This is a genomic window from Lutibaculum baratangense AMV1 (assembly GCF_000496075.1).
Taxonomy (GTDB): Bacteria; Pseudomonadota; Alphaproteobacteria; order Rhizobiales; family Tepidamorphaceae; genus Lutibaculum; species Lutibaculum baratangense.
Map to the genome: position 1 here is coordinate 291,920 of NZ_AWXZ01000040.1, position 14,465 is coordinate 306,384.

Here is a 14,465-nt window from a genome sequence, read left to right on the forward strand (position 1 = left end):
CACATGTTCGTCATCACCTGCCCCTATTGCGGCGAGCGCGACCAGGCCGAGTTCGTCAGCGGCGGCCAGGCCCACCGCACGCGGCCCCTGAACGCCCACGAGATGAGCGATGCCGATTGGGGCGACTGGGTCTTCATGCGCGACAACCCCAAGGGGATCTTCGCGGAGCGCTGGTTCCATTCCGCCGGCTGCCGGCGCTGGTTCAACGCCCTCAGGAACACCGCGACCGACCAGTTCCTGGCGTTCTATCCGATGGGAGAGGCTCCGCCCGCCGTCGAGGCGGTGCTGCCCGCGACGCCGGCCGGCGAGGCGCCGATCGGCTCCGGCAACGACGCCGTGAAGGTGATGCGGCCCGGCGAGAGCGAGGGGACGACGACGTGACGAGCCAGCCTTTCCGCCTGCCCCAGGGAGGTCTCGTCGACCGCTCCCGCCTCGTCACGTTCCGCTTCGACGGGCGGGAGTACACGGGCCATCCCGGCGACACGCTCGCCTCGGCGCTGATCGCCGGCGGCACGCACATGGTCGCGCGCAGCTTCAAGTATCACCGGCCGCGCGGCATCCTCGGTGCGGGCGTCGAGGATCCGGCTGCGCTCGTCGAGATCGGCTCGGGCATCCACCGCGACCCGAACGTGCGGGTGACCGAGGCCGAGATCCATGACGGGCTCGAAGCCCACGCCCAGAACGTCTGGCCGTCGCTCACCTTCGACGTCGGCGAGGCGAACGACCTCCTGTGGCGGTTCTTCCCGGCCGGCTTCTACTACAAGACCTTCATGGGCGGCCCCCGCGGCTGGATGACGTGGGAGCCGTTCATCCGCCGGGCGGCCGGCATGGGCCGGGCACCCGACGGCCCGGACCCTGACCCCTACGAGCAGACGAACCGGCACTGCGATGTCCTCGTCGTCGGCGCCGGGCCGGCCGGCCTGATGGCGGCGCTCTCGGCGGCGCGGTCCGGCGCCCGCGTCATCCTCGCCGAGGAGACCGCGGCCCTCGGCGGGCGGCTCCTCTCGCGCGATCCGGCGGCGACGCATCTGGACGACCGCGCCGCGCCCGAGTGGATCGGCGCGGTGGCGGCGGAGCTTCGCTCCCGCGAGGACGTCACCGTCCTCACCCGCACCTCGGCCTTCGGCTATTACGGCGAGAACTTTCTCGGCCTCTGGGAGCGCGTCGGCGACCACCTGCCGCGCCACGAGCGCTCGCCGAACCTGCCGCGGCAACGCCTCTGGCGGGTGCGCGCGAAGCAGGTGGTGCTCGCCACCGGTGCGATCGAGCGCCCGCTCGTCTTCCACGAGAACGACCGGCCCGGCATCATGCTGGCGAGCGCAGCCGTCACCTATGTCCACCGCTACGGCGTTCTGCCGGGCCGCAATGTCCTCGTCTTCGCGAACAACGATTCCGGATGGGGCGCGGCCTTCGACCTCGCCGAGTCCGGCGCCTCGATCGCGGCGATCGTCGACGTGAGGCGCGAGATCGACGGGGCGCTCCTCTCGCGCGCGGCGGCGCTCGGCATCGCCATCCATGCCGGATGCGGCGTCGTCGGCACGTCGGGCCGCTTCCGCGTCACCGGAGCGAAGGTGCAGCCCGTCGAAGGCGCGGGCGGCGTGTCAGATATCGCATGCGACCTGGTCGCGGTGGCGGGTGGCTGGACGCCGAACACGGCTCTTTTCGCGCAGTCCCGCGGCAAGCTCCGCTGGGACGACGACCTCGCCGCCTACCGGCCGGGCCTCTCCTGGCAGAAGGAGGCGTCCGCCGGCGCCTCGAACGGCGTCTTCGACCTTTCGGGCTGTCTCGCCGCCGGCGCCGAAGCCGGCGCGAGAGCCGCGGATGCGGCGGGCTTCTCTGCCGTGCCCGCGCCGGTGCCGGCGCTGAGGGCCGAGGAAACGCTGCAGCGCTCGATCCACTTCGTCGCCGAGGTGCCCTCGCACCGCAAGCCGGAGGACACGCGGGCCTGGGTCGACCTGCAGGACGACGTGACGACGAAGGACCTGAAGCTCGCCCTGCAGGAGGGCATGCAGTCGATCGAGCACGCCAAGCGCTACACGACGACGGGCATGGGCACCGACCAGGGCAAGGTCGCAAACCTCAACGCCTTCCGCCTCGTGTCGGACAAGCTCGGGCGGCCGATGCACGAGATCGGCACGACGACCTCGCGCCAGCCGTGGAAGCCCGTCACGTTCGGCGCGCTCGCCGGCCAGCATGTCGGCCACCACTTCCACCCGCGGCGCGGCACGCCGATGCACGACTGGCACCGCCGGCACAGCGCGGTGTTCGAGCCGGTGGGCGACTGGCTGCGGCCGCGCGCCTTCCTCAAGGCCGGCGAGAGCTTTGAGCAGGCCGTGCAGCGCGAGGCGAGGGCGGCACGGGAGGGCGTGGCGGTTCTCGATGCGACGACGCTCGGCAAGATCGACATTCAGGGGAAAGGCGCTCGCGAGTTCCTGAACCGGGTCTACACGAGTGCCTGGACGAAGCTCGCGCCCGGTCGCTGCCGCTACGGCTTCATGCTCGGCGAGGACGGCATGGTGCTCGACGACGGCGTGACGTCCTGCATCGCCGACGACCACTTCCACATGACGACGACGACGGGCGGCGCCGCGCGGATCTACCAGTGGCTCGAGGACTACGCCCAGACGGAGTGGCCGGATCTCGAGCTCTATCTCACGAGCGTCACCGAGCAGTGGGCGGTCGCCTCGCTGTCCGGGCGGGATTCCCGCGCCGTGGTCGAGGAGATCTGTGACGATTTCGACGCCGATCCCGCGACCTTCCCGTTCATGAGCTTCCGCGACACGACGATCGAGGGCGTGCCGGCGCGCATCTTCCGCATCTCGTTCACCGGCGCGCTTTCCTACGAGATCAACGTGCCGGCCAGCTACGGCCTGTGGCTGTGGGAGAAGATCTTCGAGGCCGGCGCCCGCTTCGGGATCACGCCCTACGGCACCGAGACGATGCATCTCCTGCGCGCGGAGAAGGGCTTCGTCATCGTCGGCCAGGACACCGACGGCACGGTGACGCCACATGACCTGCGCATGGACTGGATCGTCAGCGACACGAAGGGCGACTTCATCGGCAAGCGCTCGCTGTCACGTTCGGACACGGCCCGGGCAGACCGCAAGCAGCTCGTCGGCCTCCTGACGGAGGACCCCGGCCTGATGCTGGAGGAGGGCGCGCACGTCATCGCGACGGAGAACGAGCCGGCGCCGCCCGTGCCGATGCTCGGCCACGTCACGTCGAGCTATTTGAGCCCCAATATCGGGCGCTCGATCGCGCTCGCCCTCGTCGCGGGCGGCGGCGACCGCATGGGCGATCGCCTGTGGGTGACGCGGCCCGGCGGAGCGCCGATCCCCGTGCGGGTCACGGAGACGGATTTCCTCAAGCTGAAGGAGGAGGGGCATGTCTGACGCCCGCCGCCGCTCGCCCCTCCATGGGCGCAGCGAGATATCGAGCGGCGAGGCCGCAACGGTCCGCGAGCACGCCTTCCTCGGCAAGCTCGTGCTTCGCGGCGCGCCCGGCGACATCGCTCCCGCCCTGCGGGAGCTGACCGGAACCGCCGGCCCGGAGGACGCCTGCCGCTCGGCCTCGTCGAACGGCCGGTCCGTCCTCTGGATCGGCCCGGACGAGCATTGGCTGGTCGTTCCAGCCGAGACGGAGATCGAGCTCGCGCGGGATCTGGACTCCCGTCTCGCAGGCGTGCGCCATCACGTCGTCGACGTCACGGACTATCACGTCGCCATCGGCCTCTCCGGCACGAAGGCGTGGGAGGTGCTCGCCAAGCTCACGCCGTTCGACGTCCATCCGAAGGCGTTCGCTGTCGGCGCCGTGGCCGGCACGGTGATCGGACGGGGGCAGGGCGTCCTGTGGCGGCCGGCGGAAGGCAGCGCATTGGACTCCGACTACATCGTCTTCATCCGCAGCTCGATGGCCGACTATCTCTGGTGTCTCCTCGCGGAGGCGGGCCGGCAGTTCGGCATGACGCCCGAGACGCCGATCGGCGGCGAGACCTGGCGCCTCGCGCGGTAGAGCGGGATGAGGAAGAGTGGGAACCGGTTTTCCGCCCGCATCCCGCTCTGCATCAACGTGATCCAGAGGCCAAAAACGAAGCAGCCCGCCTCCGGGTGGAGGCGGGCTGCTGGAAGCCGGAAGAGCGGGCGGTCAGCGGCGGCGGAAGGCCTTGATTTCTCTTTCACGGCGCTTGCGGGCCATTTCGCGCAACGCGAGCGACGCGTTCACCTCGAGCGGCAGGCTCGCCGCATCCTCGACCTCGTAGCGGGTGAAGCCGATGTCGTTGAGGGTCTTGTCGTCGAGCTCGAGCAGGTTGCGGAAGGCCTGGCGACGCAGCTTCAGCTGCGCGCGCTCGCGGCGTTCGGCGATCAGCTTGCGAAGGAAGTCGGTGAGGCGGGGCGCGAAGGGTTCGGTACGGCCGGCCGTGCCCTGGGCAACCGGGCCGGAGATCATCGTCATCGGTCTTCTCCATTGGTAGAGCTCAGCAAATGCGCACGGATTGCGCATTCTTCAGGCAATCGACGCCTTCTGGCCCGTATATGGTGCCGGCGGCTTGTTCAATCAAACGCAAAGGACTTATCTTTAGGATCAATTCCATTGAACCAAGCCGCATCGGTGCCAAGGCCATGACGCCAACCGGAAGGCAGCTTCCGCTGCTCGAGATCGACCTCCTGAGGACCTTCGTCGAAATCGCCGAGACGGGCTCCTTCAGCCGGGCCGCGAGGTCCGTCGCACGCACCCCGTCGGCGGTGTCGATGCAGATGAAGCGGCTCGAGGAGATCGTGGGGAAGACGCTGTTCGTGCGCGACGCGCGGTCGGTCCGGCTGACGGGCGACGGCGAGGCGCTGATCGGCTATGCCCGCCGCATCCTGCGCCTGTCGAACGAGGCGGTCGGCATGTTCCGGTCGCCCGAGCTCGAGGGCCTCGTGCGGCTCGGCACGCCGGACGATTTCGGCACGCGGTTTCTGCCGAACATCCTCTCCCGCTTCGCGCGCACCCATCCGGGCGTCGAGGTGCAGGTGACGCTCGGCATGTCGAAGGGGCTCCTGAAGCGGCTGGACGCGGGCGCGCTCGACCTCGCGCTCGTGACGACCGGCGGGGGCAGGCAGATGCTGGAGCGGGGACGCGTCGTCTATACGGAACCGCTCGTCTGGGGCGGGCTCGAAAACGGCTGCGCCTACGAGCAGCGACCTCTGCCGCTCGCGCTCGCCACCAATGGCTGCGCCTGGCGGGCCAGCGCGCTCTCCGCCCTCGACGCCGCCGGCCTGCCGTACCGGGTCGCCTATTCGAGCGAGCACTGCGCGGGGCAGATGGCGGCGATCCGCGCCGACCTCGCGATCGCGCCCTTCGCCGAGAGCCTGATCGAGCCGCCGCTCGTGCGCCTCGACGAGCGCCACGGCCTGCCGCCGATCGGCGACTACCAGATGGTCATCGCGGAGGGCCGCAACCTCGGACCCGCCGCCGAGGCGCTCGTGCAGCAGGTGGTCGACGGCTTCGACGAGATGACCGGCAGGCGCCCGGACCCGGCCCAGGTCGCCGCGGAATAGCGCCAGGGGAGCGCCGGGACGCACCTCCCGATCTCCGGGGACGGCGAGCGGCGAAACGGATTTCTCCCAAGCCCTCCGATCCAGGGCATGGCCTTCCAACTTTCGGCAAGCATCTGAACTTGCTTGTTTTTTGCGCCGCACCCCGTTCCATTCGGAGGCCTGCGGGGCGATATTCCGTGCCGGTTTTCCCCGAAGGACGCGGCATGGACAAGCTCAAGACATTTCCGGTTTCGACGGTCGTCGCGGGTCGTCGCGTCGTGGTCGCCGGAGGCGGCGACGAGGCGCTCGGGAAGCTGCGCCTCCTGGCGAAGACGAGCGCCGCCGTCGAGGTCTACGCGGCGGATGTCGAGGCCGAGGTCGCGGCCTTTGCGATCGAGAACGACTATACGGTCGTGCCCCGCCCTGCCGTGGTGGCGGATTTCGCCGGCGCCGCGCTCGCCTTCATCGGCACGGGCGACGAGGCCGAGGATCGCCGGCTTGCGGACCTGGCGCGCGAGGCGAAGGTCACGGTCAACGTGGTCGACCGGCCCGAGCTCTGCGACGTGCTGACGCCGGCGATCGTGAACCGCGCGCCCTTGAGCATCGCCATCTCCACCGAGGGCGACGGCCCGGTCCTGGCCGGCATCATCCGCAGCCGCATCGAGGACATGCTGCCGCAGGGCATCGGCCGGCTCGTCTCGATGGCGGGCTCGATGCGCGACCGGGTCGCCGAACTCCTGCCGCCGGGCCGGCGTCGGCTGAGGTTCTGGCGCGACTATTTCTCCGACGAGCAGCTCGCCGTGCAGGCGGTCGAGGACGAGGCTGTGGCCCGCCGCAGCGCGCTGCGCAAGCTCGAGACGGCCCGCAGCGCCGCGGACGGCGAGGGGCATGTCTGGCTCGTCGGCGCAGGGCCGGGCGCGGCCGATCTGCTGACGGTGCGCGCCCGGCGCGTCCTCTCGGAGGCCGACGTCATCGTCTATGACAGCCTCGTCGACGAGGCCGTGCTCGAGGCCGGCCGGCGCGACGCCCGGCGCATCCATGTCGGCAAGCGCAAGGGGCGGCACTCGGCCCGCCAGGACGAGATCAACGCGGTGCTGATCGCCGAGGCCAGGTCCGGCAACAGCGTCGTGCGCCTGAAGGCCGGCGACCCGATGGTCTACGGCCGCGCCGGCGAGGAGATCGCGAGCCTGCGCGAGGCGGGCGTCGCCTTCTCGATCGTGCCGGGCATCACGGCCGCGCTCGGGGCGGCGGCGGAAGCCGCGATCCCGCTGACGCATCGCGAGCACGCCTCCTCGCTGATCTTCGCGACCGGTCATGCCGCGACGGGCGAAGCCGGCATCGAGTGGGCTCAGGTCGCCCGCCACGACGCGACGCTGTCGCTCTACATGGCGAAGTCGGTCGCCGACGAGGTGGCGGCGCAGCTGATGGCCGCAGGGCTCTCGCCCGACACGCCGGTCGGCGCCGTGGAGAATGTCGGCCGCGAGGACGGCCGGCGCTTCTACGGGCGTCTCGACGAGCTCGGCCGTCTCGCGGGCATGCGGGTCGACGGACCGGTGGTGATCTTCGTCGGCCGCGCGGTGGCCGAAGGCGAGTGGGCCGAGGCGGTGGCGTTCGCCGAGGCTGAGGCCCTGGCGGCCTGAGTAGGAGGACACGGGGCATGGCGAAGAAGCTAGTTGCCGAGCAGATGGTGTTGACGGCGAACCGGCTGGCCGACGGTCGCGTGATCTATCTCGGCGCCGACGGCTGGACGATCGACCTCGACGAGGCGCGGATCGTGCGGGGCGCGGAGGAGGCCGAGGGCGCCGAGGAGGCGGGCCGCAAGGCCGTCGCGGACCGGATCCTCGTCGAGCCCTACCTGATCGAGGTCGTGACGGTCGGCGGCGGCGTCGAGCCGGCGCGCCTGCGGGAGAAGATCCGCTGCGCGGGTCCGACCACCGGCCACTCGAGAAGCGCCGCCTGAAGGACGGATTTATCCAGATGTATCGCTACGACGAGTTCGACGCGGAGTTCGTGAACGACCGGGTCGCCCAGTTCTCCGACCAGGTGCGCCGCCGTATCGCCGGCGAGCTGACCGAGGAGCAGTTCAAGCCGCTGCGGCTGATGAACGGCGTCTACCTGCAGCTGCACGCCTACATGCTGCGCATCGCGATCCCCTACGGCACGCTGTCCTCGACGCAGATGCGCAAGCTCGCCCATATCGCGCGCACCTACGACAAGGGCTACGGCCACTTCACGACGCGCCAGAACCTGCAGTTCAACTGGCCCTCGCTCGAGGACATCCCGGCGATCCTGCAGGAGCTCGCGGAGGTCGAGATGCACGCCATCCAGACCTCGGGCAACTGCATCCGCAACACGACGGCCGACCACCTGGCGGGCGCGTCGGCCGACGAGCACGCCGACCCGCGCGTCTACGCGGAGATCATCCGCCAGTGGTCGTCGCTCCACCCGGAATTCTCGTTCCTGCCCAGGAAGTTCAAGGTGGCGGTGACGGGAGCCTCGACCGACCGCGCGGCGATCCGCGCGCACGACATCGGTCTCGAGATCCGGCGGGGCGAGAACCGGCAGATCGGCTTCCGGATCTTCGTCGGCGGCGGGCTCGGCCGCACCCCCATGCTCGGCAAGGAGATCCGCGACTTCGTCGAGGAGAGGGACCTGCTCGCCTATCTCGAGGCGATTCTGCGCGTCTACAACCGCTGGGGCCGGCGCGACAACAAGTACAAGGCGCGGATCAAGATTCTGGTCCACGAGCGGGGCATCGAGTCGATCCGCGAAGAGGTCGAGGCGGAATTCGCCGAGATCCGCGGCGGCGCGCTCGACCTGCCGCAGGAGGAGCGCCAGCGCATCGCCCGCTACTTCGCGCCGCCCCCGTTCGAGGAGGGGCCGATCGACGCGGCGCGGCTGACCGAGGCGATGGCGAAGGATCCCGCCTTCGCCGTCTGGGTCGAGCGCAACACGCACGCCCACAAGCAGCCGGGCTACACCTCGGTGACGATCTCGCTGAAGCCCATCGGCGGCGTCCCGGGCGACGCGAAGGCCGACCAGATGGACAGCGTCGCCGACATCGCCGACCGTTTCGCCTTCGGCGAGATCCGGGTGAGCCACGAGCAGAACCTGATCCTGCCGCACGTGAAGAAGAACGACCTGCCGGAGATCTACGCCGCGCTGGCCGAGGCGAAGCTCGCCACGGGCAATCGCGGCCTCGTCACCGACATCATCGCCTGCCCGGGCCTCGATTACTGCGCGCTCGCGAACGCGCGCTCGATCCCGATCGCGCAGCGCCTGTCCGAGCGCTTCGCCGACATCGAGCGGCAGCGCGAGATCGGCGACGTGTCGATCAAGATCTCGGGCTGCATCAATGCCTGCGGCCACCACCACGTGGGCCATATCGGCATCCTCGGCGTCGACCGGAAGGGCGAGGAGTTCTACCAGATCACGCTCGGCGGGGCGCCGGGCGAGGACGCCTCGATCGGCGAGATCGTCGGCAAGGGCTTCTCGGCCGACGAGGTGGTCGATGCGGTGGAAACGCTGGTCGACACCTATATCCGGCTGCGCACCGATCCCAAGGAGAGCTTCCTGACCGCCTACCGGCGGCTCGGCGAGGCACCCTTCAGGGACGCGCTCTATGGAGAGGCAAGCCGTGCGGCATAGCGACATCTCGGGGCGCCTGCCGATGGCGATGGCGCTCGACAGGCTCCTCTCCGGCGAGCCGGCCCGCGACGTGATCCGCTACGTGCTGGCGGACATGGCGCCGGGCCGCAGCGCGGTGGTGTCGTCGTTCGGAGCGGAATCCGTCGTGCTTCTGCACCTCGTGGCGCAGGTCGATCCGGACACGCCCGTGATCTTCATCGACACGCAGAAGCACTTCGCGGAGACGCTTCGCTATCGCGACACTCTGGTGGAGAGGCTCGGCCTCACGAACGTGCGCTCGACCGTGCCGGATGCCGGCCGCCTCGCGGCCTACGACACGACGGGCGAGCTCCACGCCGTGAACCCGGACCTCTGCTGCCACCTGCGCAAGACCGAGCCGCTCGAACGCGCGCTGTCGGGGTTCGACGTGTGGCTGACGGGCCGCAAGCGCCACCAGAACGCCGTGCGCCAGGCCATGCCGATGGTGGAGGAGGAGGGCGGCCGCATGAAGGTCAATCCTCTCGCCGACTGGACGCCCTCCGACACGAGCTCCTACATGGTGCTGCACGAGCTGCCGGCGCATCCCCTGATCGGCCAGGGCTACCGCTCGATCGGCTGCCGGCCCTGCACGAGCCCAGTCGCCGACGGCGAGGACGAGCGCGCCGGCCGCTGGCGGGGCACGGGCAAGACCGAGTGCGGCATTCACCTGACGCGCAACGGCGTCCCGGTCGGCGTGATCGAGAGGAGCGTGGGAGCATGAGCGCGAGACTGTGGACGCGGGACGGCTTCGCCGAAGACCGGTGGCAGGCCGTTCCCGACGAGACGGCGCTGCCGGGCGAAGGCGCGGTGATCGTCTCCTCGGCCCGCCTCGAGGAGGCGCGCGAGACGAACGCGCTCGAGCTCGGCGTCGCGCTCGAGCCGGGCGAGCCGGTGGAGGATATCGCCGAGCACCTGTCCCGGCTGTCGCTCGTCTCGCTGCCGTTCCCGGCCTTCACCGACGGCCGCTCCTACTCCGCCGCCCGCCTCCTGCGCGAGCGCTACGGCTTCGAGGGCGAGATCCGGGCGCGGGGCGACGTGCTGATCGACCAGATCCCCTTGATGCTGCGCTGCGGCTTCACGTCCTTCCTCGTGAGCCACGAGCCGACGCTGAGGCGGCTCGAGACCCGCGACCTGCCCGAGGTGCCGCTCTACCTCCAGCCGGTCGGCAGCGAGCGGGAAGTCCCCGTGGGCACGCGCCCCTGGCTACGTCGCAGGGCCGGCTGAGCGAACCACCCGCCCTCAGATCACGCCGAAAAAGGCGAGCAGGGCGAGGGTGATCACGGCCGACACGGCGATCGAGCCGAGGCAGCCGAGGCGGTTCGAAAAGAAGAAGAACATGGGCTCTCCGGGCCTGTGGTGCGGGACTTTCCGAACGTCGGCTCCGGCGCAGGGTTTCGTGCGTCGCCCCTCTCCGCCTGCAATTGCCGGCATGGCGTCCGGACACGCGTCGCCCGGCCCCCGCTTTACCTCTGCTCCCACCGCTCCAGATCAGTTGGTGATCCGAACGCGCCGGTGAACGTCACGCGTGCCGGCGCGTTGAGGCCCCGATCCCTCCCTGATGCTGAGGAGCATACCCATGCGGTTGACCGTCAACGGGCAGTCCCATGACGTCGAGTTCGACGTCAGAACCTCTCTACTCGACCTCCTGCGCGAGACGATCGGCCTCACCGGCACGAAGAAGGGCTGCGACCACGGCCAGTGCGGTGCCTGCACGATCCTCGTCAACGGCCGCAGGATCAATTCCTGCCTAACCCTCGCCGCCATGCACGAGGGCGACGAGATCACGACGATCGAGGGCCTCGGCTCGCCCGACGGGCTGAGCCCGATGCAGGAGGCCTTCTTCGAGCATGACGGCTACCAGTGCGGCTTCTGCACGCCGGGGCAGATCGTCTCGGCCACGGCGATGCTGGAGGAGGCGGGGAAGGGCTGGCCGAGCCATGTCAGCGCGAGCCTCGAGGGCGAGATGAGGCTCACGCCCGAGGAGATCTCGGAGCGCATGAGCGGCAATCTCTGCCGCTGCTCGGCCTATCCCAACATCAATGACGCGATCGCCGAAGTTGCGGGAGGCAAGTCGTGAGGGAGTTTCAATTCGCCCGCGCCGCCGATCCGGCCGGCGCCTGTTCCGCGGCGGCCGGTGCCGGCCGCTTCATCGCCGGCGGCACGAACCTGCTCGATCTCATGAAGCTCGAGATCGAGCGGCCGGAGAAGCTCGTCGACATCAGCCGGCTGCCGCTCGACGAGGTCGAGGAGACGCCGGAGGGCGGCCTTCGCATCGGTGCGCTCGTGCCGAACGCCGACCTCGCGGCGCATGCGGCGGTGCGGATGCGCTACCCCGTGTTGAGCCGCGCCCTGCTCGCCGGCGCCTCGGGCCAGCTGCGCAACAAGGCCTCGACGGGGGGCAACCTCCTGCAGCGCACCAGGTGCTACTACTTCTACGACACGGCGATGCCCTGCAACAAGCGCGACCCCGGATCCGGGTGCGGCGCGATCGGCGGCTTCAACCGGATCCACGCGATCCTGGGGGCGAGCGACAAGTGCATCGCGACCCACCCCTCCGACATGGCCGTCGCGATGCGGGCGCTCGACGCGCAGGTCGAGACGCTGAAGGGAGACGGCTCCACGCGCAGCATCGCGATCTCCGAGCTCTATCGCCTGCCGGGCGACACGCCCGAGATCGAGAACGTGCTCGAGCAGGGAGAGCTCATCACCCACGTGGTGCTGCCGCCGCCTCCGCCGGGCCGGCACGCCTACCGGAAGGTGCGTGATCGCGCCTCCTATGCCTTCGCGCTCGTCTCCGTCGCCGCGATCGTCGCCGTGGAAGACGGCAGGATCACCTCGGCCCGGCTCGCCTTCGGCGGGCTCGCCCACATGCCGTGGCGGGACCCGGCGGTGGAAGACCTGCTGGTCGGTCAGGCGCCGGGTGAGGAAGCCTTCCGCCGCGCCGCCGACAAGCTCCTCGAAAACGCCAGGGGATACGGCGGCAACGACTTCAAGATCCCGCTCGCCAGGCGGACGCTGATGGCGACCCTTCACGACATTGCCGGAGGACGGGCATGAGCGAGTACAAGATGGACCAGCCGGTCGGCGCGAGCCCGCTCGACCGCGGCGTGCAAGGCATCATCGGCGAGCCGCTGAACCGCGTCGAAGGCCGCCGCAAGGTGGCGGGCGACGTGCCGTACGCCGCAGACCACAAGGTGGAAGGCAAGCTCGCCGTCGGCGTCGCGATCTGCTCGACGATCGGCTTCGGCAGGGTGAAGGGCTTCGACACGTCGAAGGCCGAGGCGATGCCCGGCGTCCTCGCCGCCATCGTCGACGATCCCCGCATCCCGCGCGAGACGGCGGGCTTCTCCGACGAGAAGCTCGTGACCGGCAACGACCGGGTCGACAGCTACGGACAGAGCCTCGGCGTGGTCGTGGCCGAGACGTTCGAGCAGGCGCGCGCCGCCGCGAACGCCGTGAAGGTCGAGTACGATCCGGGCGAAGGTCGCTTCGACGCAGGCGCAGGCCGTGGCGGCGCCCGTCCGCTGGGCGACGAGGGCATGGTGCCCGACACGACGGTCGGCGACATCGACGCGGCGATGGCATCGGCGCCGCACACGCTCGACCGGACCTACGAGACGCCGAGCCACGCCCATGCGGCGATGGAGCCGCACGCAGCGATCGCGGTGTGGGAAGGCGACAGCCTGACCGTCTACACCTCCATCCAGATCACGTCGGGCGCGAAGAAGAAGCTCGTCAACACGCTCGGCCTCGGGTCCGACAAGGCCCGGATCGTCTCGCCCTATATCGGCGGCGGATTCGGCGGGAAGGGTGGCCTCGGCACCGAATGCGTTCTCGCGGCGATCGCCGCGAAGCGGATCGGCCGGCCCGTGAAGCTCGTCATCACGAGGCAGCAGCTCTTCCATCTCGTCTACCGCAGGTCCGACACGGTGCAGCGCATGCGGCTCGCCTGCGACGCCGACGGCAGGCTCACGGCGTTCGGCCAAGACTCGATCGTCAGCCAGAACGACGGCCGCCCGTTCTACGAGCCTGTGCCGCTCGGCTCTCTCGCCCTCTATGCCGGCGCGAACCGCAGCTTCACGACGAAGGCCTATACGCTCAACATCCCCCATTGCGGCTCCGTCCGCGCGCCGGGCGAGGCCGTCGGGATCCTCGGGGTCGAGTGCGCGATGGACGAGATGGCGGAGCAGCTGGGAATGGACCCGGTGGAGTTCCGCAAGCTCAACGAGCCGGAGAAGGACCTGACGCGAAACCGCCCCTTCAGCGAGCGCCAGCTCGTGCAGTGCATGGAGGAGGGCGCACGCCGCTTCGGCTGGGAGAGGCGGAACGCGAAGCCCCTGCAGGAGCGCGAGGGCGAGTGGTGGATCGGCCGCGGCATGGCGGCCGCAATTCGCGTCAACATGCTGACGAACGCCCAGGCGCGCCTGCGCATCGAGCCCGGCGGCAAGGTCGTCGTCGAGACGGACATGACGGACATCGGCACCGGCAGCTACACGATCCTGTCGCAGATCGCGGGCGAGATCCTCGGCATGCCGATCGAGAGTGTCGAGGTCCGCCTGGGCGACTCGCTCTTCCCGGCGGCCTTCGGCTCGGGCGGCTCGATGGGCGCGGCGAGCTCGGGCTCGGCGGTGGCGCTCGCCGCCGAGGATGCGGTGGCGGAGCTCGCCGCACGCATGGGCACGAGCGTGAAGGACCTCACGCTGAAGGACGGCCACGCGATCGCCGGGAACCGGCGCGTGCCGGTCGGCGACCTCGTCGCCCAGAAGACGATCGAGACGACGGGCACGATCAAGCCCGGCGCGATGGCGAAGCAGTACGACCAGGCCGCCTACGGGGCTCACTTCGTCGAGGTCGCCGTCAGCGGCGTCACGGGCGAGACGAGGATCCGCAAGGTGACGAGCGTGTTCGCGGCGGGCCGCATCCTCAACGCCAAGACGGCGCGGTCGCAGGCGATCGGCGGCATCATCTGGGGCATCGGCGAGGCGCTGACCGAGGAGGCGGTCACCGATCCGCGCTACGGCAACTTCGCCAACAACGACCTCGCCGAGTACCACGTGCCGGTGCATGCCGACATTCCGCATCTCGACGTGACCTTCCTGCCGGAGCTCGACGACAAGACGAACCCGCTGAAGATCAAGGGTATCGGCGAGCTCGGCATCGCGGGCATCGGCGCGGCCGTCAACAACGCGATCTACAACGCCACCGGCGTGCGCGTCTACGAGTTCCCGATCACGCTCGACAAGGTGCTGGCCGGCTTGCCGGCAGAGGCCGCATAGGGCC

Annotated in this window: 13 protein-coding genes; 12 read left to right on the forward strand and 1 reads right to left on the reverse strand. The window is 70.0% G+C overall.

The window, feature by feature from the left end:
• Positions 1 to 3 precede the first annotated feature (3 nt).
• The 3 genes from N177_RS19135 to N177_RS20810 are packed head-to-tail and all read left to right on the forward strand — an operon-like array spanning position 4 to position 4,011.
• Positions 4 to 381, forward strand: a complete 378-nt coding sequence (locus N177_RS19135) for a sarcosine oxidase subunit delta (RefSeq protein ID WP_023434075.1) — start codon at positions 4 to 6, stop codon at positions 379 to 381.
• Positions 378 to 3,392 carry a sarcosine oxidase subunit alpha family protein gene (locus N177_RS19140; protein WP_023434076.1) on the forward strand — a complete coding sequence of 1,005 codons (3,015 nt, stop codon included), beginning with the start codon at positions 378 to 380 and terminating at the stop codon, positions 3,390 to 3,392. Before N177_RS19135 ends, N177_RS19140 begins: the two co-directional genes overlap by 4 nt.
• Complete coding sequence (locus tag N177_RS20810) at positions 3,385 to 4,011, forward strand: sarcosine oxidase subunit gamma (RefSeq protein ID WP_023434077.1); 627 nt, start codon at positions 3,385 to 3,387, stop codon at positions 4,009 to 4,011. Before N177_RS19140 ends, N177_RS20810 begins: the two co-directional genes overlap by 8 nt.
• A 132-nt stretch (positions 4,012 to 4,143) precedes the next feature.
• On the opposite strand, the gene N177_RS19150 is transcribed toward N177_RS20810, so the two are convergent.
• Entirely contained in the window at positions 4,144 to 4,452 is a 309-nt protein-coding gene (locus N177_RS19150; protein WP_023434078.1) for a YjiS-like domain-containing protein, read from the reverse strand.
• Positions 4,453 to 4,619: 167 nt separating this feature from the next.
• Between N177_RS19150 and N177_RS19155 the strand changes: the two genes are divergently transcribed.
• The 9 genes from N177_RS19155 to N177_RS19195 all read left to right on the forward strand — a co-directional run bounded on the left by N177_RS19155 (position 4,620) and on the right by N177_RS19195 (position 14,461).
• A complete protein-coding gene (locus N177_RS19155) occupies positions 4,620 to 5,540 on the forward strand; it encodes a LysR substrate-binding domain-containing protein (RefSeq protein ID WP_023434079.1) in 921 nt (306 codons plus the stop codon).
• A 203-nt stretch (positions 5,541 to 5,743) separates the two neighbouring features.
• On the forward strand, positions 5,744 to 7,159 hold the full coding sequence (gene cysG / locus N177_RS19160; protein WP_023434080.1) for a siroheme synthase CysG: 1,416 nt from the start codon (positions 5,744 to 5,746) through the stop codon (positions 7,157 to 7,159).
• Between the two features lie 17 nt (positions 7,160 to 7,176).
• Positions 7,177 to 7,479, forward strand: a complete 303-nt coding sequence (locus N177_RS19165) for a DUF2849 domain-containing protein (RefSeq protein WP_023434081.1) — start codon at positions 7,177 to 7,179, stop codon at positions 7,477 to 7,479.
• 17 nt (positions 7,480 to 7,496) lie between these two features.
• Positions 7,497 to 9,167 (forward strand): nitrite/sulfite reductase, encoded by a 1,671-nt coding sequence (locus N177_RS19170; RefSeq protein WP_023434082.1) that lies wholly within the window; start codon positions 7,497 to 7,499, stop codon positions 9,165 to 9,167.
• Entirely contained in the window at positions 9,157 to 9,906 is a 750-nt protein-coding gene (locus N177_RS19175) for a phosphoadenylyl-sulfate reductase (protein WP_023434083.1), read from the forward strand. Before N177_RS19170 ends, N177_RS19175 begins: the two co-directional genes overlap by 11 nt.
• Entirely contained in the window at positions 9,903 to 10,409 is a 507-nt protein-coding gene (locus N177_RS19180; RefSeq protein WP_023434084.1) for a DUF934 domain-containing protein, read from the forward strand. Before N177_RS19175 ends, N177_RS19180 begins: the two co-directional genes overlap by 4 nt.
• Positions 10,410 to 10,743: 334 nt before the next feature.
• Positions 10,744 to 11,262, forward strand: coding sequence for a 2Fe-2S iron-sulfur cluster-binding protein (locus N177_RS19185; protein WP_244444313.1), 519 nt, complete (start codon positions 10,744 to 10,746; stop codon positions 11,260 to 11,262).
• Positions 11,259 to 12,242, forward strand: coding sequence for an FAD binding domain-containing protein (locus N177_RS19190; protein WP_023434087.1), 984 nt, complete (start codon positions 11,259 to 11,261; stop codon positions 12,240 to 12,242). Before N177_RS19185 ends, N177_RS19190 begins: the two co-directional genes overlap by 4 nt.
• Positions 12,239 to 14,461 carry a xanthine dehydrogenase family protein molybdopterin-binding subunit gene (locus N177_RS19195; protein ID WP_023434088.1) on the forward strand — a complete coding sequence of 741 codons (2,223 nt, stop codon included), beginning with the start codon at positions 12,239 to 12,241 and terminating at the stop codon, positions 14,459 to 14,461. The genes N177_RS19190 and N177_RS19195 overlap by 4 nt, the downstream gene beginning before the upstream one ends.
• Positions 14,462 to 14,465: the final 4 nt, after the last annotated feature.